The following is an 18,327-nucleotide window of genomic DNA, read 5'->3' as shown; positions in this document are numbered from 1 at the left end:
TTATTTAGGCATAGCATTATATGAGTGTTGGTACTGTGTCTGGCGGTACTGATTATTTTAGCCCCTCCTCAACTGGCGTTCTTCCATCGAGAGATTGATGCGGTCTCTGATGATTGTGGTAGTGCGCGAACTGTTCAAGCCATTCGCGTGCGCTTGACCGACTGCCCACCTAGGAGTTATGGAAACGGTCGATGCCCATTTTGAGTGTGTGGAATCACTTTTCGATGAGGTTACGGTCGGTATAGTCCGTCTGACCGTTCAGTCCTAATCGATTGAGAGCAGTCCGTTCGCCGAACTGGTCCACGCGAAACATGACATCGGAGAGACCGTGTTTCTCTCGGAGTCCATGCAGAAACGCAACCGCTGGATCGGTGTCATGCCGACCAAACAACCGGACGTCGAGACTCAATTATGTGTCGAGGTCGATTGCAGCGGACAACCAAGACCACTCGCCGTTAATCTTGACAGCGGTTTCGTTAACTGCGACCCGCCGACGGCGATGCCGTCGGCGGGTCGCAGCCGCTGTCAGCGAGTCTGTGAACCCACTGCCAAACCGCTTGACACGAGCATTCCACGGCTAATTCCGAGAGAATCGTTGTTGTTTCTCTGAGTGAACAGCCGGTCACATAAAATCAGCCGGCGAACGCCCTATTGGGCGTTGCCGTTCGCTCACCCTCCAAAGATTCATGAAAATCCGCCGTACAGTTTTCGCAGAGTAGGTCTGCGAGCATCTTTGGACAAGAAACTCAACGACCTGCTCACTTCTCAAACTGACCCAACTAGATAGTGCCCAAGCCCATATCATTTCATTACAATCATTATCGCGTATAGTCTACTAGCGAGATATGGAGAAGATTCTGAAAGGGATTAAAAATCCTGGACTAGCCGCAAACCATGTATTGGCGTGGCCAGCTCTAATGTTGTCATCAAGGGGGCTATTGGGTACAAATGTGTTTTCAACTAATTTCGATTTAGTAATATTACTAGATACCTGTCGAGTAGACGCACTAAGGATCGTCTCCGAGGAATATGATTTCATAAATAAGGTCGAGAGTCGCATCTCTGTAGGAGGAACATCCGGGGAGTGGATCGCTGCAACATTTGACAAGCGGCACTCGGCGAAAATCAAACAAACGGCATATCTAGCTGCAAACGGTTACGCTAAAGTGATTTTAGAAGAAGAGGGGAGGGGAGAATTCGATGACATGAATGTACATGTGGATTCTCGGTTTCATTCGAGACTCATGGATTGGGATACAGTTGACGCCTCTGAATTGGGCCGGCTAGAACATCTCTGGAGATACGAATCGAAGGGAGAAGAAGGTAGATACGGGCACGTCGAAGGACATTCACCCCCTAGATACGTGACTGATCGGGGAATCACGGTTGACCGTACCTATGATTTCGACACTATAATTCTCCATTATAACCAGCCTCATAGCCCATACACCTCCAATGCTCTAAGGGAACAAAGGTCATTGAAACAGTATGAGAGCGACCCCGGTGAATATATCAAGAGAACTGGTGATAAGCAAACAGTTTTTGATTCATATCTTGATGACTTGAGATCTGTCTTAGACGAGGTCGAGACATTGTTACAGAATATAGACAGAGAAAACGTATTGATAACTGCAGACCACGGAGAAGCATTCGGGGAGTTCGGAGTGTTTGGTCATGCATGGGGTAGTTTACACCCCCATGTCCGAAGAGTTCCTTGGGTAAAGACCTCTGCGGAGGATACTGGAGAATACAGTCCCGAATCAATTGATGAGTCCACTCCCGAACGAACAGTTGAGGAGACACTCAAAGCGTTGGGTTATGTTTGAACAAAAGTCGGACTATAGTTTGAATATAATGGATATTTTGAGATTATAATGACAATATTATAATTCACGGTTCTCAGGAGGTATTGGTGGGAAGTGATATGACTGTCCTAATTGATTATTAATGTATTTAATATGGTGTCTGGGAACTATGGGATGTTTTCTGCATCGTCGTCCTTATATTGTCTCCGCGTGGTGAATTTATGCATGTCTAAACTTCGTCCCGTATTGTTAAACGCGGTGGATACGGGTGGAGCTGCCAATGCGACACGTCGGATTCACGAAGGACTTCGTGACATTGGTGTCGAATCCCGAATGCTTGTTCGACAACAATCACGTGATAGCCCATACATCGTAGGACCACGCTCGAAAGTTGGCAAGGCATTAGCTCGAATTCGTCCTATGGCGGATACACTCCCGTTGCAACTCTACGAAGATGTTGGCCCATTTTCTCTTGATTGGGTACCCGATCGAATACCGAGTCGAATTTCACAGATGGACCCAGACCTGGTTCATCTCAATTGGATAGCAGGCGGGTATATCAGCATATCGTCCCTCTCAGACTTCGACGCACCTCTCGTATGGAGATTTCCTGATATGTGGCCCATGACTGGCGGCTGCCACTACAGCGATGGCTGTGATCGATACCGTGACGCCTGTGGAGACTGTCCAAAGCTCGATAGCAAGCGTTCGTTGGATCTATCGCGAGTGACGATGAAGCGGAAACAGCGTGCCCTTGATGATACTGACGTGACTGTCGTAGCCCCTAGCAACTGGCTAGCGTCGTGCGCCGAAGAGAGTGCTCTGTTCGGTGGCTGTCGTATCGAAGTGATTCCAAATGGGCTCGATACTGACGTGTTCCGCCCAAATGATTCCAAGACTGGACGCAATCTATTCGACCTCCCAACCAATTCCCGGTTAATTGGATTTGGTTCCGTAGGTCCCCTTAGCAACCCACGGAAGGGATTTGAACCCTTCCAGAATGCAATCAAGTCTTTAGCTGCCGATCATGACGATATCGAACTCGTTGTATTCGGCGCGAGCGAACCTGAGGATCCACCGGATTTCGGTCTCCCGACACATTACGTGGGATATCTAAACGATGAGCAGAGTTTATCTCTCCTCTACTCGTGTCTCGATGTCATGGCGGTGCCATCGCGTTATGAGGGATTTGGACAAACGGTAACCGAATCGATGGCATGTGGTACACCGGTTGTGGCGTTCGATGCGACTGGGCCCTCAGATACTGTAGTGCATAAGGATACAGGTTATTTGGCGGAGCCATACGATCCAATTGATTTTGCTAACGGTATTGAATGGATATTACGAGATGAGGATCTGAGGGAGCAGTTAGAAGTAAATGCCCGTAGACGTGCTGAGGAGCAATATCACTATACAACGGTCGCGCGTCAGTATCAAGAGGTATACAGCGAACTTATATAGGACATCCTGTTCTGCACCCGTGAGGCTTGGATCTCCCAAACGGTGAGCAGCGTCGCGCTCTCGATGGCATCTCGGCTCTCTCGAGATGTCAAGGACCTTCTCAAATGCACTGTGTCGAGCGAGGGTAACCACCTACTGCAGCGGGCGGCCGGCAGGGGGCAGTTCTCACTCTACGAGGAAATCCCGTGGGAGGAGATCTCTGTGTTCGCCTACGGCTACGTGGGCCACCTGTACGTGTACCGCAGCGACTGGTACGGGTGAGGGACGGTCAATCCAGACTACGAGGGCGTCCGCTCCGACGTCGTCGACCGCTTCGAGGACCTTCAGCACCCCGAGACTGGCCAGCAGCTCATCCAGAACGCACGGACTGTAGACGAGGTCTACGGGAGTCGCGGACCGTCGATTCCGGACGTAATTCTCGAACCGATAGACTGGAATGCGATGATGTACGGTAACTTTGCCGAGGAGTGGCTGCAGCCGCCGACCGACCGGATCGCGGATCACGAGCCCACTGGAATCTTCGTACGTCAGGGCCGTCGTTCGAGCAAGGAGAGATCGAGGTGGACGCTGTGGATGTGGGTTCGACGCTGCTTCACCTCCAGGGCCTCCCAGTTCCTACCTCGATGACTGGTGCGGTCCGAACGTCGATATTCGCGGATGACTCGCTTGAGTACCCTGATGTTCGACGGACATCTATGTCCGAGCAAGCGACAGTCTCACACGACGAAAGGAGCACGGACGAGGAGGTTGAGATCGCCTCGAAGATCTCGGATACCTCTGATGAGGATCCGTTGCTCTCGATTTCGGCGTCCGATGCGATGGTCGGCCGTCTCCTGAGGAACTTCAGTGAGCCTGATTGGGGGAACCAGCTAGATCGGGACTGTCAACCGACCATCTGACTGCATCGACGACACTGTCGGCCGCATGCTCGTGCGTCCACTTCTCGATGATCTGGGAGGATCGTCGTCCCATGTCGACGTAATCGGACGTAACGACTTCCGTGATCGCCTCGGCAAGTGCATCAGCATCGTTCGGTGGGACGATAGCACCGTTGACTCCGTCGTTTACGAGGTCGTATCCCGCGCCAACGGCATCCGTAGTGATCACAGGCAGTTCGCACGCCATCGCTTCATTTACGACGACGCCCCAGGGGTCTCCTCGGGAAGGGAATACAAACACGTCACTTGCCCCGTAGAGGGGCGGGAGTTGCTCCCGATGTACGAAACCGGGGAAGTAGACGTTGGTGAGGCCATGCGTCTCACAACGTCGCCGTAATTCGTCCTCATACGATCCACTTCCCGCAATCACGAATCCAACATCCCCATGCTCAGTGGATACCGAAGCCGCAGCATCAATGAGTTCAGATAGTCCTTTTTCCTCAATGAGTCTTCCGACGAACGTCAAAACGATGTCCTCTGTAATCCCGTACCTGTCGTGGGTCTCTGCCCGCTCAGACTGTCGCGCGGCTACGTAGAATTGTTCGACGTTACACGCATGGGTCCCGCGAAATATCGAATTGGTTGCAGCGCCTCGCCTCTCAAGATACTGGCGTTGTAGACCCCCCGGAACGAGAAACCCTGAACACTGCTTGATTAGGAGAGGTAATAACCGATTCTTTAGCTTCGTACTAACGCCTCCTTCTCTATTCGACCAGTCCCGGTCGTGACTCTCGCTCCAGAGGATGACCGGAAGGCCGAGGGTCCGAGCCGTTACGATACCCAGTTGCATCGTCGGATGCGAGTACCCTCCGACGATGACCACGTCCGGCTGCTTGTCCGCAACGCGTCGGACGATGCTGGGATTAAGATATTGACTATGTATTGTAACACCCGGAAGCGACTCGTAACTGTATTCTCCGCTATCGATGTTCCAGTCTCGATCTGCGGGGCGTTCTTTACAGTAGTATACGTGGAGATTGATTCCCTCTCTGTTGCCCACAAGCTCGAATAAGTTCTCTTGATAGGGACTCGGGATACTATAGAGAATAGCGACGTCAATCGGTTCTTTGGGGATAGTATCCGTCATATTGTAGCATCATGGTCTTCTTGGAATATCGGTGGATGTTCCCTCCGTTCACTTCGATTCCGAAGATTAAATATTAGTTCATTTATATTTCTCAGAACCTTAAATGATGTTTCCTCAATGAACGTCGGTTCATTGTACTCTTGGACGACTGATTCTCGTTCCGTAATCCGCGTATCGTCCCCCAATGTAGGTCCTTTGGCCTCGTCGTGCATCCGATAGGCTGCCATAATCTTCGAAGTCGAGGCAAAATTGTACCCCTCGTTTGCCAGTCTGAGCCAGTACTCGAGGTCCATACAGAAGACGAGGTCAGTCCTCAACTGTTCTGACTTGACGACATCGGATCGGAAAAATACGCCAGGTTGCGGGAGATACGTGTGACCTGCCAAGATTGTTGGAGCGAACTTGGCTGATGGCTGGAATCGATCGATGAGGCCTTTACCATCGATGAAAGCGATTCCACCGTACAAGACGTCCAGCTCTGGCTCCGATTCGAATCGGTCGACTGCAGTAGGGACGACATCGGAATCGTAGTAGAAGTCGTCCGAATTGATCCACCCGACGATCTCTCCGTCTGCCATCGAGAACCCTTTGTTGATGGCGTCGGACTGACCGTCGTCATCTTCGGAAATCCAGCGAAGATTGTAGGTCTCTTCGTACTCTTTCAAGATATCGACTGTACCGTCGGTCGAGCCTCCGTCGACGACGATGTGTTCGATTCGATCGTACTCTTGCTTCCGAACGGATCGGATTGTGTCTTCGATGTAGGCCTCTTGTTGATATGAAGGCGTGACTATCGAGACAAGCGGCTTCTCCATCATCTGCTAGTCCTTGTACGCCTCATTGAGTGTTTCGACTTTGCGCCATATTTCTTATCAAGGATTCCCTCCGTCGGGTATTCTCAATAACAGAGAAACGCGGCACTGAGCCGGAGAGGGTCCGCTCCTCGTCTGTACTGGGATTATTGGAGGCTCCGGACAATAGACGATGTTGCGGGAGTCGCGCCCGGTTGATCCTGGACGATGTTCATGAGCCGACAGTCTAAAACGCTATGACGTTTGGTGATATCCCGTGCGAGTGGATCCAGACGCTCATATCAGAGTACGATCCTAATGAAACCTTCCTACCTTCATACATTTCTTTGGACACCGAAGACTCGAGTGATGACAGCGAGTCCAACCCCACACTGCTATCACAAGGCCTTTGATAGCAGGTAGTAATGTCTTGACCGACGAAACCCAATAGCGATGGTGAAAATTTACCCCTCGGTTCTAGTGTTCTTGCCGATTCTCTTAGTTACAATTGGATCCAGGAAGCGTTCTATTCTTTATTTTCTCGCGACGGTACCGTTCTTCGGCATCACGGTGATAGTCGCGATCAGTCATCGATTTACCCCTCCAGAGATCGCGTTCTTCGGACTCATGTTCAACCAGTTGTATCGATGGGCGAAGGGCGGTGAAGCAGAACTACAATGGAGTCAGTCGTATTCTTGGTTTGGTGTGTTCTTGATCGTGGCCGCAATTTCGGTGGCCCATGTCGCTATCAATCCCGCTCCGGTTGAAATCAACCCGTATGGAAAATACGCAGGCAATTTCGATTGGGTACTTCTCTCCTTCCAGAACTCAAACATTACTCAGCTCGCTCTCAGGATCTTCACGGTGGTCGTCATTGTATTCACTGCAATGAATATGCGGATTAAGGAACTGCCGCTCTACCTTCGAACCCTCGTCTTTGGTGGTTTCCTCGCGGGTTTATCAGGAATACTATACCAACTTTCTATCCTCACTGGTATCCAGCAGCTGGTGAATATTGGTATCATATTTGGCGACATGTGGCCGGCAGGGCAAGGATATGGCTTCCTCGGCCCTCTCCCGAGAATGGGAACGGTCTCCGGCGAACCCGGACATACGGCTCAGTTCTTGCTGTATCTGCTGGCAGTGTGTTCCACGCTCTATTTGACCGGCTCGAACAGGGTGTTTAGAGACCGGACGCTGTTCGGAGTCGTCGTCGCTTTGTTCACGCTTCTCCTGCTCACCACCAGTTCGACCGGGTACGGTGGGTTGTTGGTCCTCGCTGCCGTGACGGCGGGTCTGGGTGTCCTGACTACTGATTTCGAGCGGACCCGAGTCATACGACTTTTGGGATGTGCGATAGTATTCGGTATCGGACTCGTATCTGTGGTTTTGGTGACAGAGAGTAGCTCGGTCGTCGAATACGTATTCGAGAAGTTGCAGTTTCAGGATGGCTCGGGTTCTTACAGAGCCCGATATCTCGTTCGGAGCGTCGAGGTGTGGCTCCGCCGTCCACTCTTCGGCGTCGGCGTCGGGTCCTACTATCCGATGTCTCTTTTCGGGACTATTCTAGCCGAAACTGGACTGCTCGGACTGATCAGTTTCCTGGGGGCTGTGACTACGAGCTCATGGGAAGCAGTGGGCTTCCACCTGAACAAGAACCTTCGAATGCCGGACGTCACGCTTGCACTTGTAAACGGCGCGATTACTATGATCATTGTAAGCCTTGTCGCAAAGTCGATTACGACGACCCTCTCTCCATGGTTCTGGATCGCAATCGCACTTCCGATTGCCGTGGTGCAGTTCGAACGACGGGAGGATGTGTCTCAGAAGATTGCCTCAGAGGGTGAGCTGTATGACGGATAGCATGCGCGTCCTCGCGTGTTTTACAGACCCCAGAATGGGTGGGCCAGGAGCGAGGGCCATCCCGGTGGCGGACCGACTTTCGGACCGAAACGTCGATGTGGACTTCCTCATCCCCACGGGAGACGACGATTTTGCTGACGCAGCGCGCGACATTGGCGCCACGGTGCATCGGATGCGGATTCCTAGACTGAGATCTCCTCGAAGACTTCGGGAAAACGTCCGCTTCGTTTCGACGCTCCCGAAAAAGATCCGTGGCGTTCGACAGCTCATAGATTCTGAAGGGTACGATCTCGTTCACGTAAACACGCCGTATAACTTTCAACCAGCTATTGGAACCGCCAGGTCGTCGGCAACTCTCGTCTGGCACTTCAATGACGTGCTCACGCCCTGGCCCGTCAATTCCATCGCTGGATCGCTTGCGAACCGATATGCGGACGGTATTGGTATCTCGTGCGATTCGGCAATCGAGTATTTCGGTCTCGACAGCGACACGATCGTCCCGCTCTATCCACCTGTCGATCTCGAGGAGTTCGATCCGGAGAACTATCCCGAGGGCAGGAGGGACCTGCGCTCGGAACTTGATGTCGATCCCTCGACGTTCCTGATCGGTGCGATCGGAAATATCAACCCGGTCAAGGGGTTCGACGTACTAATCGACGCGTTCGCTGCCGTTCACGAGCGTCAGCCAGACAGCAAACTGGTGATCGCCGGTTCCGAACTCGACTCGCAACGGGGGTATGCAAAGCGAGTCCGTTCGAAGATCCGAACGCACGATCTCGAATCCGCGGTCGAGTTTCTCGGTTGGCGGTCGGACATTCCTCGGATTCTCTCGGGCCTGGACTTGCTCGTCGTATCGTCTCGATCGGAGACGGGACCCATGGTCGCTCTCGAGGCGATGGCGATGGAGTGCCCAGTCGTGTCGACTCGTGTCGGGGCCGTTGCGGAGCAGGCTGTCGATGGACGGCACCTGTGGCTCGTCGACCCGGAGGATGTTCCCGAACTGGAGGCGGCGATACTGGACGCAATTTCGGCAACTGGAAACACTGACCGTCTCACAGCTAGAGCCCGAGAACTCGTCGAGGAGAACTTCAGTCTAGACTCGTTGGTCGAGTCCCACCTGCAGCTCTATGAGGTTGCGCTGGATGACTAGGCTCCCTCGGACTACAGTCCACATCTGTAACGAATAGGTCGCGTCGCAAAGTCCTGTGACGGGTTCGTCGCCGCCGTTCGACGCCAGTTCACCCGCCTTGTACAGATACCGAATCGCCTGCCGCGCTGATCCCTTGTCCTGCGCTGCCATCGCCGCACAGAGCGGAATTACATCCTCCGAAAAAGCTGTTAGGGAATTTGAACGTCACTTCCAGGAATTGTGGGGCGATGCAGTCCCCTGCTTGAGTAGCATTGCGAACGTCCCAAAAGACGGCAGCGGTAAACAGCGCAGGATAGTTCACGTACATACAAAAACAGAATGGACCGCCATACATCGTGGGTGGAATTGAGGACCCCCACCCGTCGTTTCCGCTGTTCTTCCTAGATAGCTATGGGTCCACTTCCGAGACATCGACACCATCAGTTCGTTGAAACGCTTCGATCACACACTCTGTCTTGACATCCAGTTCGTACTGCTTGTACTTCCCACCAGCCCGTCCGATATTCTTCTTGTTGACTGCGGCCAGACCGATCAAGTCGATCTCTGATAGATGGTCGCGGAGAGCCCGGTCTGAAAGGGGATCAGCAGCATGTTGCGAACAAACAACGGAATAGATCTCATAGAGGCCCCGAGTTCGAATCGGTGTCTCATCGTGCTGTTCTGCGATCGCAAGCGCATGCAGTGCGTACGTTCCGTGTGGAGAGAGACTGCCGATCATCTCAGAAACACGGCCCCGTTCGACGATACCCTTGGCCGCTTCGACGTGATCCTCGGTGAGTTCATCGGCGTCTTCACGCCGAGCGATGTCGCCGGCTTCGCGCAGGATATCAATTGCCTGGCGTGCACTTCCTTTATCCTGTGCGGCATAGGCAGCTGACAACGCTATTGGGCCATTGGTGTAGGCTGTCTCGTGAAGTCCCTTCTCGGCGCGTTGCGAGAGAATTTCACGGAGCTCAGCGGATTCGTAGGCGGGAAACAGGATCTCTTTTTCACAGAGTGAATCCTTGACCTTGGCCGAAAGGTCATCACGGAACGAGAAATCGTTGCTAATGCCGATAAGCCCGAGATTCGCGTTCTCGATCTCGGGACGAGCAAGTTTGTAGAGGACTGTATCGTCCTCACCGACGTTATCAACCTCGTCAAGGACGATCAGAACAACCCCGCCTCTAGAATCGAGTTCCTCAAAGAGCCAGTTATAGATATCGTTTGGTGCATGCCCACGCGTTGAGACTTGCCTGTTCTCGTCTCGGAGTTCATTCAGGAGTTCAACGGCGATCTGATACGAGGACGTGAGTGCCTCACAGTTGAGATAGACGACAGAGAGATCGATGCGCTGCTCATGGTTCTCGTTATGTTCTGTAACATCTTTTTGAAGCCAATCCAGCATGTACTGCGTTGTGGCTGTTTTTCCAGTCCCCGTCTTCCCGTAAATGAAGATGTTGTTTGGCTTCCAGCCGTTGAGTACTGGTTCGAGTGCAGCGGCATATTCGTTGATTTGGTCGTCGCGCTCGATCAGTTCGGTTGGCTGGAACCCTTCAATGTCGAAGACATCACGATCTGTGAAGATATTCTGCGTAGTATTGAAAGGCGATCCAGATGGCACACGCTAGTCTATCACAGTACATCTATATTATACCTCCGTTCCGTTGTTTCCTGTGTTCGCAAAATTTTATATACTGTTTGCACCCGTCGATTCCGGTGTTTGAATTCCTCTGTGGTCCTCAGTAGTTTCTACTGTTGGACGAGATAGTTCCCCGCTATCCACCCTCAAGAACAGCGGAAGTGACGGGTGTCTCTCTCAGTCCTCATTCGGAGTGGGGTCTTCCAGAACAGCGGAAACGACGGGTGGGAGGGGAAGCGATAGATTGGCTACAATAAACCTACCACTTGTTATAAATATAATACTATTTTCAAAGCGTTACAGATATCATTCTGGGAGTGAAGAACGACTATCCCCACTCTGTCCGCATAATATACTACCGAATCCACACGACACAAGTGACTCGTTACGACACAATCCAATCCATTCCTCTGTGATTATGCGGACGTAGGGGGGTCTCCCCGGCAAAGCAGCATTCACTTTTCGCCGTAAGTACTGTGAAAGATTCAGCATCACGTGATCAAGGCGATGGCTTCTTTGGCGTCTGCAAGTGTCTTTGTCTGTTCTCTTCCTCACTCTCGCAGCACAGCGAGAAGACTCACTCTAGCTTTGTCTCTACTAGTTCGGTTTCAAACTCACTCACCCGAACCCGAAGCGGAAACTCGCCTTCGCCGTCGATCCAAAGCAACGCCGAAAAATCAGTCTTCTTTGTCTCTGGCCTTCGCACTCCGCACTCACCTTGCGTTCGTCAAGTCTGATCCACTTGATGTCCTCTTGCACGTGGTGCTGTTTCTATCATTGGTTTGAGTACCAATAGAGTTATTGCGTTGGCCTCTGTACCAATAAGCGAGGATGGGATCGCTGACCGACGACGACCTCGATGGCATAAGCGAAGGGGAGAAGTACCCCGACGGGACCGTCGTCCGCGTGTTCTGCATGCGGACTGACCGTGACGCGTATCCGTCTGGGTGGGCCTACAAACTCCATTACGGTGCAACGGAGCCGAACCCTCCCCACACGCTTGACGATGGGACAATTCGCCGATACGATAATTCACACGAGGACACGAAAGGACACGAACTGCATGTTGCACCGGACCCCAACCCAGACAGTATCACGTTTCCCGGCATGATCGAACTCTGGGAACGGTTCTGGAGCGAGATCCCGAAATCCGCGTTCGAGGTCAAGTGAGACCATCACACCACGGTGACACCCATGAACGATACCACGCCGCCACTGCATCCACTGGAGCGCGAACAGCTTCGATCCGAATCAACCCTAGTCGTGACTGTACAGTCGTCGCGCGAGTTTCACGACGACGTTACCGAGGGCATTGAGACACTCAAACGGAGTGATGCGGTGGATTCCACGCCGACGCTCTCGTTCACGAGTTACGATGATCTCATGGGGACCCTGACGCCGCGCGTCCTCGATCTCATCGAGGCCGTTCGCCGGAAAGAGCCAGCCAGTATCAACGAGACTGCACGAGTTGTTGACCGAGACGTGAAGAACGTCCACGAAGAACTCAGCCAGCTCGCCCAGCTCGGTATCATCTTCTTCGAGGAAGACGGTCAGAGCAAGCGTCCAGTGGTCTGGTTCGACGAACTCGTTATCAACCTCCCGTTCGATCCGGAGGCTGGTGACACCGCTACTGCGTCGTCGTGAGAACTAACGAAGCTACGTACTGTCTCAAATACGGACCACTGACCTCACTGAGCAAGGTTCCAGCAGTAACGTTGGTCGGTAGATCTCGAACTTATCTTCTCAATCAACCATTTCCCCCTCGTACTCACTCGCCCGCACCCGAAGCGGAAACCACCTCTCACCGTCGATACCCAACAAGGCCTCCGAATACCCGTCCTCCTCGTTCCCGGCTTTCGCACTCCGGACCCACTCCACTTCACGCTCGCTCAGTCCGAACCACTCTCGAGTTTCTCAGCCTCCTCTTGGACACGGTGAATGACCGTCATCGAACGGAGATTCGCGATGGTCCGCGCTTCGGGCATCAGCGAGAACTCGCCGTCAGTCTGCGTGATGAAGTGCAACGACAGGTCGTAGCGCCTGCTGTGCCGAACTGCCATCTCAAGGAACTCAAGCGAAGTCGAATCCCCAAGCAGGTAGTGGGCTTCGTTGAATCTCTTGTCTATTGCCCGGCGGTTTCTCGTTGAGTCGATAGCTCCCAGTAGTGCATTTGTGCTCCCCGGAAATCCCGTCCTGTCGTGATGTGCTGGTCCCCTAGATTTAAACAAGATCACGTTGCCGAGCCTATCATGTCAACCGAAGAACCTTCGGACCGAAACGCCGACGATCTATTTCTTGAAGTTGTCGAAGAGGTCGCAACCCGGGAAGGCATCGATCCGACTCAACTCACGCCACTACAGGAGACCATTGATGTGGACAGTCTCTGTGACGTTCTCGAAACCGCGGACGATTCGGTGAGGATCGAATTCAGATACATGGGGTATCAGGTGGTCGTCCACGGTGACGGAACGTCTCACGTCAAGCCGTCTCCGTCCCAGCAGCCTGCTTCAGCTGACTGATCGGTCCAGTCCAAAACACCTGAACACCCCGCCGCAATCAGTTATCTCTCACCTGACTGCATCAACGGCTTCAAGCGCCTCGTCGGCTTCTGCGATCGAGAGTTCTTCGGGTGCGTACGCCGCTTGTTCGTACGCTTCAGTCAGCCGTTCGAGTGCTTTGACTCCTTCCGTATCGAGTCCTGCATCCCGACAGGCCTGATAGAACTCCCAGTGCGTTCGGACGGACGGCACATCGAGGGCGTCCGAGATCCGCCGGCGAACATCGCTGTAGGCCAGTTCGACCGCACGATCAGGCTGTCCGTTCTCAAGCACGTCGCTCGTGATTACATCTGTCGGGAACGCTTCGTCACCCTCGTCCTCCGGGATGTCGGTATCGCCGGGAGCGCTATCCGACTGCGACGACCCGTCCTCCTCGGGGACCGATTCTTGCCGACGCCGTCGCCACCAGTACGCCGCGCCGCTGAGGACGAGCAGTCCAACAACGCCAATACCGCCACGGACCCGCCAGTCCTGCCACAGCGGCTGCTCGTCCGCCACCTCGGCGGGAGTCGGAAGCACAATGGCTGTCCGAGCACTCGCATCGTCGAGGTTCGTCCGCTCAGTAGCGTAGACTGCAGTGACCTCGACGGCTCCACCCGTGTCTGCTATCGACGCTGGTACCGCCAGTGATGCATTGTACTGCCCGTTAGCGTCCGTCTGTACCGTCTCTACAACAGTCCCGTTGACGCGGAGTTCGATGCGCTGGTTCGAAACGGGCGTTCCGTTCGCGGTGAGTCTGCCAGTCGCCCGAACGGCGTCCGCTCCGTCCTGTGAGGCTGCGACCGTCAGCGATGCGTCCGTCTCCTCGACTGTCACTTCCGTCCCGGTGCCCGTGGCTGCGAGTGCCCGGTTCCGAACCGGTATCGAGGCGTTGAGTGCTGCCGTTCCTGTCGGAATTGCTGCCGGAGTCCGCGCGCTGAAGGTGAACTCCCCGTCACCGTCCGTGCGAACCGTTCCGAGTCGGGTATCACCGAGCCTGATAGCGACTGGGACGCCGGCCGCGGGCACCGACTCGGCCGCCACCGACCCGGAGACGGTGATCTGCTCGTCGTAGGCGGTCGTCGACGGCGTTTCGTCGAGCGTCACCGTCGGCGTGACCTGGTCGACCTCGACGGGGACCGACGTGGCGTCGCCGAGATAGATCGAGTCCGGCTCCGGAACGTACCGAACGGTGGCGTTCCCCTCGCCGAGCGGCTGGACCGTCGGTCTGAACGACGCGGTGACGTACCCGGTCGCGTTCGTCGTCGTCAGTTGCGTCCGGCTCCCCAGCCGAACTGCGACCGTCCGATTCGCCAGCGCCGACCCGTTGGCGTCGGTCAGTCGACCGGTCACTTCGAGCGGGTTCAGGAACGTGATCTCGCTCGTCCGGGCAGTGATCGTTAGCCGCGTCTCGATGAACTCCGCTGTCCGGATCGCCGACTGTGTCCGGCTGACGTTCGCGCTGATGTTCCCGACGGTCCGGATCTCCGCCGTGAGATCGGCGTCGGTCCGGTTCGTGATCGCTTCGTACTCGTCGGTCAGCTCGGAACCGGTGGCCGTCACGTTCTGTGCGATCCGGTCCAGCCGACGTGCGGCCCGCCGCGCCTCCGTCTCGTTACCACGCTCCTTGGCCGCCTCGTATCGGTCCCGCGTCTCGCGGTACTCCTGTACCTCGGAGACGTACTCCGCTTGCTCCTCCTGTGCGCGGTCGAACGAGGCGCTGTCGTTCTGGTTATCGTCGCCGCCACCGCCCCCATCACCCCCGTCGCCCCCACCGCCGCTGGTCTCGCCTGCCACGTCGACGAGCTGCCCGAGTCGGTCGGAGTAGTCATCACCGACGACCTCGCGGGCGGCGTCGTACTCCCCCTGGCTCAACTGGAGCGTGCTGTCGCCGAGCCGTTCGGAGAGCCGGTTTACCAGCCAGCCGTTGACGTTCTCCAGGTCCCCGTCCTCGCCCGCGGACGCGGGGTTCTCGTGCTGTGTCGTGGTGTTGTTCTCCTGTGCGACGGCGACGACGGTGTCGCCGCCGACCGGTACGGCCCGATCCCCCTCGGCGGGCGTGACGGACGCCGCTGCGCCCGAGAGCGGGACCACTGCTCCACAGACGAGAAGGCCACAGACGACAGCTGCGACCGCGCGGGACGAGGCCATGTAACGTTCGTACTGCAACCGGGGAACCGACAAAAGGGCTTCCGTCTTTCCGTCCCCGGGCAGTCGCCCGCGCCGACCAACATCTTCAATTGGCAGCGGCCGCACTGTCGGGACGATGCAGCCGACACGGCGGTACTGGGCAATGCTCTGTCTCGCCGGGTTTCTGGCCGTTGGTGCGGTCACGCTCGACCTGCCGACGCTGCTCGTCGGCGCGGCCGTCATCTGCGGGTGGCTCCTGTCTCGGCAGTACCGCTACCTTCGTGGACTCCGAGATGCGGTCGAAAACATCGAAGTCGACCGATATCTCTCGCGGGGCACCGTCACAACCGACGACGCGGTGACGGTATCACTCGCCGCGACTCGGCCGCCGACGCCGGTCGACCTCTCCGTCACCGCGTCACCCCCGGTCGGCTCGACGGGTGGCGCTACGGACGCTCGCACGGTTCGGTTCGACAGCGAGGACGCAAGCACGACGTTCGAACTGTCGTTCCCCGTCGCCGGCGAGTTCGAGTTCGGCCGTCCGGTACTCACCGCGACCGACCCGCTCGGCCTGCTCCGCTCGCAGGTGCCAGTCGGTGACACGGAGCGGGTCACGGTCGAGCCGCGCGCCCCGAGGGACATGCACGTGGGGGAGGGCGGCGACCGGATCGCGAGCGGCATCGGGACCCGAACGTCGGAGCGGCGCGGCTCGGGCCTCGAACCCGCGACGGTTCGTCAGTACGTCCCCGGCGACGAGGTCCGCCGGATCGACTGGAACGCGACGGCGCGGCTGAACCACACGCACGTCCGGGAGTTCGAGGCGCAGTCCGACCCGGCGACGATGCTGTACGTCGACCACCGTGCGTCGATGGCGACCGGCCCTGCCGGCGAGACGAAACTCGACTATGCCCGGGAGGTTGCGCTCGCGTTCGTCAACAGCGCCCGGTCGCTGAACAGCCGACTCGGCCTCACGGCAGTCGGCGACGAGGGACCGACCACGCGGTACCCGCCCCACGGCGGAACGGATCAGTACGTGACGGTGCGCCGTACGCTGCGGAACCTCGCCCCGTCAGGGGAGCGCACCACCGCATGGCGAACGCGGTACGACCGCCGGGAGCCCGACGAGACCCGCCGCGCCGCCGCGGTCCTCGCGGACGATCACTCCGAGTTCGGAGCGTCGCTTCGCCCCTTCTTCGACGCGAGGACGGTCAGCGCACGACGGACCGACGACGCGCCCTTCCTCGCGACGGTTCGCCGGGATTCACCCCGGTTGAGCGACTCGCTGTGGGCGGTTATCGTCACGGACGACAGTCACCCGAGCGAAGTGCGCGAGGCAGTCATGGCCGCGCGCCAGGGCGGTGGTAACGTCATGGTGTTTCTCACGCCGACCGTGCTGTTCGAGCCGGGCCGGCTGGCGGACCTCGACGCCGCGTACGACGCTTACGCGGAATTCGAGTCGTTCCGCCGCTCGCTCGGCGGTTTAGAGCGCGTTTCGGCGTTCGAGGTCGGTCCCGGGAGCAAGCTCTCGGCCGTTGCCGACGCGCGGCCGGAGTCACGCAGCCGTGTGGCACGCAGGGGTGAGTCGACGTGAGCGTCGCGAGCCGCCCCGAACGAGGTTTTGCGAGCCTCGCCTGTGTCATCCTGGCTGCCGGGGTGATGGGAGCCGCCGCTGGCCCGGCCGGGATCGTCGGGGGGGTGCTGCTCGCCCTCGCGGCCGCGCTGCCGGTGCCGTACGCCGTCGCCATCGGTCACGTCCTGCTCGCCGCGCTCTCCCCCGCGGTCGGGCTCGGCGTCCTCGTCGCGGTCGAGGCGGCCCTGCTTGTCGCGCTCGTGACCGGCGGGGGAGCCGGGTCTCGGTCGCTCGGCGACGCCGTCACGACGCTGCTCTGTATCGGCGGTGCGGTAGGGATCGTACTGCTCGCGCTGGGGCGGGGGAGTTCCCTGGGCATCACTGCCCTTGTCCTCGCGACCCTCGTCGCGCTCGGCGCGTACGGCCTCCACCGCTACGAACTGGTGCTGTTCGACCTCGTGGAGGCGGACGGATGACGAACGGATTCGCGGAGGATTCCGATGAGTGAACGCCAGCAACCGACGACGGTGACGGATGGATCGCCGGCCGAGGAGGGCGAGGACGACCTCCAGCTCCGGCTCGAACTGCTCCGCGAGGAGAACGAACGGCTCCGGCGCTCGTACGCCGTGGCTCGCCGCACCAGCTACCGACGCAGCGCGCTCGGGCTGGCTGGCGTCGGTGCCGTCGCCCTCGCGGGGGCGGTGCTGTTCCCGGCCACCAGGGATGTACTACTGGCGCTCGGCGGTACCGGCCTGTTCGCTGCGATACTGACGTACTACCTCACGCCGGAGCGGTTCATCGCCGCGGATGTCGGGTCGTCGGTGTACGGCGCGATGGCCGAGACCGAGGCGGCGCTGGTCGAGGACCTCGGGCTGACCGACCGGACCGTGTACGTCCCCACGGACGCCTCGGACCCGCTGGCCTGGCTGTACGTGCCCCAGCACGTCGACTACACGCTCCCCGACGCGGATGCGCTGACGGCCCCGCTCGTCGTCGGCGACGACCCCGCGGAGCGTGGCGCTTCCTTTCGGCCGACGGGCGACCCCCTCGTCCGCGAAGTCGAGCGGGCACGCTCGGGCGACCCGGGGGCGGAGCCGGCAGCCGTCGTCGAGGGGCTGGCGGACGCGGTCGGCGAGCAGTTCGAACTCGCCGAGGATCTGCGGGTCGACGTTGACTCCGAAGACGCGCGGGCAACAGTGGCCGTCCGGGCGAGCGCCTTCGGCTCCCTCGACCGGTTCGACCATCCGGTCCAGTCCGTTCTCGCCGTCGGGCTGGCGCAGGCGCTCGATACGCCCGTCACTGGGGAGACGACGCGTGCGGAAAACGAACGGGCGGACTACCTCGTGACGCTCCGCTGGGACGAGGCGGCGTAGC

16 protein-coding genes and 3 pseudogenes are annotated in these 18,327 nt (G+C 57.2%); 12 read left to right on the top strand and 7 right to left on the bottom strand.

The features are described from left to right. Positions 1-52: 52 nt before the first annotated feature. Positions 53-731: pseudogene (locus D8896_RS03790) on the bottom strand (IS6 family transposase). A gap of 114 nt (positions 732-845) precedes the next feature. Here D8896_RS03790 and D8896_RS19165 point away from each other — a divergent pair. From D8896_RS19165 to D8896_RS19160, 4 genes are all read left to right on the top strand, one after another. Continuing rightward, complete coding sequence (locus tag D8896_RS19165; protein WP_162991427.1) at positions 846-1,826, top strand: alkaline phosphatase family protein; 981 nt, start codon at positions 846-848, stop codon at positions 1,824-1,826. 132 nt (positions 1,827-1,958) lie between these two features. Continuing rightward, positions 1,959-3,266 (top strand): glycosyltransferase family 4 protein, encoded by a 1,308-nt coding sequence (locus D8896_RS03785; protein WP_121820756.1) that lies wholly within the window; start codon positions 1,959-1,961, stop codon positions 3,264-3,266. Positions 3,267-3,308: 42 nt separating this feature from the next. Further along, entirely contained in the window at positions 3,309-3,527 is a 219-nt protein-coding gene (locus D8896_RS03780; RefSeq protein WP_121820755.1) for a hypothetical protein, read from the top strand. A 299-nt stretch (positions 3,528-3,826) separates the two neighbouring features. Next, a complete protein-coding gene (locus tag D8896_RS19160) occupies positions 3,827-4,165 on the top strand; it encodes a hypothetical protein (RefSeq protein WP_162991425.1) in 339 nt (112 codons plus the stop codon). Here D8896_RS19160 and D8896_RS03770 read toward each other — a convergent pair. Then, positions 4,110-5,291 (bottom strand): glycosyltransferase family 4 protein, encoded by a 1,182-nt coding sequence (locus D8896_RS03770; RefSeq protein WP_121820753.1) that lies wholly within the window; start codon positions 5,289-5,291, stop codon positions 4,110-4,112. The two genes, D8896_RS19160 and D8896_RS03770, sit on opposite strands and share 56 nt — an antisense overlap. Beyond that, on the bottom strand, positions 5,288-6,106 hold the full coding sequence (locus tag D8896_RS03765; RefSeq protein WP_162991424.1) for a glycosyltransferase family 2 protein: 819 nt from the start codon (positions 6,104-6,106) through the stop codon (positions 5,288-5,290). The genes D8896_RS03770 and D8896_RS03765 overlap by 4 nt, the downstream gene beginning before the upstream one ends. 429 nt (positions 6,107-6,535) lie before the next feature. Between D8896_RS03765 and D8896_RS03760 the strand changes: the two genes are divergently transcribed. Then, the gene (locus D8896_RS03760) at positions 6,536-7,945 is read left to right on the top strand and encodes an O-antigen ligase family protein (RefSeq protein WP_121820751.1); all 1,410 of its coding nucleotides are present in this window, start codon (positions 6,536-6,538) and stop codon (positions 7,943-7,945) included. Beyond that, a complete protein-coding gene (locus D8896_RS03755) occupies positions 7,935-9,095 on the top strand; it encodes a glycosyltransferase family 4 protein (RefSeq protein WP_162991423.1) in 1,161 nt (386 codons plus the stop codon). The genes D8896_RS03760 and D8896_RS03755 overlap by 11 nt, the downstream gene beginning before the upstream one ends. Positions 9,096-9,149: 54 nt before the next feature. Here D8896_RS03755 and D8896_RS20070 read toward each other — a convergent pair. Together D8896_RS20070 and D8896_RS03745 are read right to left on the bottom strand one after the other, a co-directional pair. After that, positions 9,150-9,269: pseudogene (locus D8896_RS20070) on the bottom strand (cell division control protein Cdc6); the annotation flags it as partial. 214 nt (positions 9,270-9,483) lie between these two features. Continuing rightward, entirely contained in the window at positions 9,484-10,698 is a 1,215-nt protein-coding gene (locus D8896_RS03745) for an AAA family ATPase (protein ID WP_121820749.1), read from the bottom strand. 849 nt (positions 10,699-11,547) lie between these two features. Between D8896_RS03745 and D8896_RS03740 the strand changes: the two genes are divergently transcribed. After that, the gene (locus tag D8896_RS03740; RefSeq protein ID WP_121820698.1) at positions 11,548-11,886 is read left to right on the top strand and encodes a toxin-antitoxin system TumE family protein; all 339 of its coding nucleotides are present in this window, start codon (positions 11,548-11,550) and stop codon (positions 11,884-11,886) included. 24 nt (positions 11,887-11,910) lie between these two features. Continuing rightward, entirely contained in the window at positions 11,911-12,360 is a 450-nt protein-coding gene (locus D8896_RS03735) for an HVO_A0114 family putative DNA-binding protein (RefSeq protein ID WP_121820748.1), read from the top strand. A gap of 99 nt (positions 12,361-12,459) precedes the next feature. Here the strand turns inward: D8896_RS03735 and D8896_RS03730 are convergent. Further along, positions 12,460-12,827, bottom strand: a pseudogene (locus D8896_RS03730) (VirB4 family type IV secretion system protein); the annotation flags it as partial. Between the two features lie 138 nt (positions 12,828-12,965). On the opposite strand from D8896_RS03730, the gene D8896_RS03725 reads away from it, so the two are divergent. Continuing rightward, the gene (locus tag D8896_RS03725; protein ID WP_121820747.1) at positions 12,966-13,235 is read left to right on the top strand and encodes a HalOD1 output domain-containing protein; all 270 of its coding nucleotides are present in this window, start codon (positions 12,966-12,968) and stop codon (positions 13,233-13,235) included. Between the two features lie 48 nt (positions 13,236-13,283). Here the strand turns inward: D8896_RS03725 and D8896_RS03720 are convergent, their stop codons facing one another. Continuing rightward, positions 13,284-15,404: an Ig-like domain-containing protein gene (locus tag D8896_RS03720; protein ID WP_121820746.1), complete on the bottom strand. Its 2,121-nt coding sequence runs from the start codon at positions 15,402-15,404 to the stop codon at positions 13,284-13,286. Positions 15,405-15,519: 115 nt separating this feature from the next. On the opposite strand from D8896_RS03720, the gene D8896_RS03715 reads away from it, so the two are divergent. From D8896_RS03715 to D8896_RS03705, 3 genes are read left to right on the top strand one after another with little or no spacing between them, the layout of a single operon-like run. Further along, positions 15,520-16,974: a DUF58 domain-containing protein gene (locus D8896_RS03715; protein WP_121820745.1), complete on the top strand. Its 1,455-nt coding sequence runs from the start codon at positions 15,520-15,522 to the stop codon at positions 16,972-16,974. Further along, entirely contained in the window at positions 16,971-17,429 is a 459-nt protein-coding gene (locus D8896_RS03710; protein ID WP_162991422.1) for a hypothetical protein, read from the top strand. The genes D8896_RS03715 and D8896_RS03710 overlap by 4 nt, the downstream gene beginning before the upstream one ends. A gap of 24 nt (positions 17,430-17,453) precedes the next feature. After that, complete coding sequence (locus tag D8896_RS03705) at positions 17,454-18,326, top strand: hypothetical protein (RefSeq protein ID WP_121820743.1); 873 nt, start codon at positions 17,454-17,456, stop codon at positions 18,324-18,326. Position 18,327 lies beyond the last annotated feature (1 nt).

The sequence above is a fragment of the Halostella salina genome (genome assembly GCF_003675855.1).
Taxonomy (GTDB): Archaea; Halobacteriota; Halobacteria; order Halobacteriales; family Natronoarchaeaceae; genus Halostella; species Halostella salina.
Note: the sequence above shows the minus strand (reverse complement) of the source record. Positions and strands in the feature narration are given on the sequence as shown.

Excerpts from the sequence above, each read along its gene's own strand:
- D8896_RS19165 (WP_162991427.1), top strand. The coding sequence starts at position 846 with ATGGAGAAGATTCTGAAAGGGATTAAAAATCCTGGACTAGCCGCAAAC.
- D8896_RS03785 (WP_121820756.1), top strand. The coding sequence starts at position 1,959 with ATGGTGTCTGGGAACTATGGGATGTTTTCTGCATCGTCGTCCTTATAT.
- D8896_RS03770 (WP_121820753.1), bottom strand. The coding sequence starts at position 5,291 with ATGACGGATACTATCCCCAAAGAACCGATTGACGTCGCTATTCTCTAT.
- D8896_RS03765 (WP_162991424.1), bottom strand. The coding sequence starts at position 6,106 with ATGGAGAAGCCGCTTGTCTCGATAGTCACGCCTTCATATCAACAAGAG.
- D8896_RS03760 (WP_121820751.1), top strand. The coding sequence starts at position 6,536 with ATGGTGAAAATTTACCCCTCGGTTCTAGTGTTCTTGCCGATTCTCTTA.
- D8896_RS03755 (WP_162991423.1), top strand. The coding sequence starts at position 7,935 with ATGACGGATAGCATGCGCGTCCTCGCGTGTTTTACAGACCCCAGAATG.
- D8896_RS03740 (WP_121820698.1), top strand. The coding sequence starts at position 11,548 with ATGGGATCGCTGACCGACGACGACCTCGATGGCATAAGCGAAGGGGAG.
- D8896_RS03735 (WP_121820748.1), top strand. The coding sequence starts at position 11,911 with ATGAACGATACCACGCCGCCACTGCATCCACTGGAGCGCGAACAGCTT.
- D8896_RS03725 (WP_121820747.1), top strand. The coding sequence starts at position 12,966 with ATGTCAACCGAAGAACCTTCGGACCGAAACGCCGACGATCTATTTCTT.
- D8896_RS03720 (WP_121820746.1), bottom strand. The coding sequence starts at position 15,404 with ATGGCCTCGTCCCGCGCGGTCGCAGCTGTCGTCTGTGGCCTTCTCGTC.
- D8896_RS03715 (WP_121820745.1), top strand. The coding sequence starts at position 15,520 with ATGCAGCCGACACGGCGGTACTGGGCAATGCTCTGTCTCGCCGGGTTT.
- D8896_RS03705 (WP_121820743.1), top strand. The coding sequence starts at position 17,454 with ATGAGTGAACGCCAGCAACCGACGACGGTGACGGATGGATCGCCGGCC.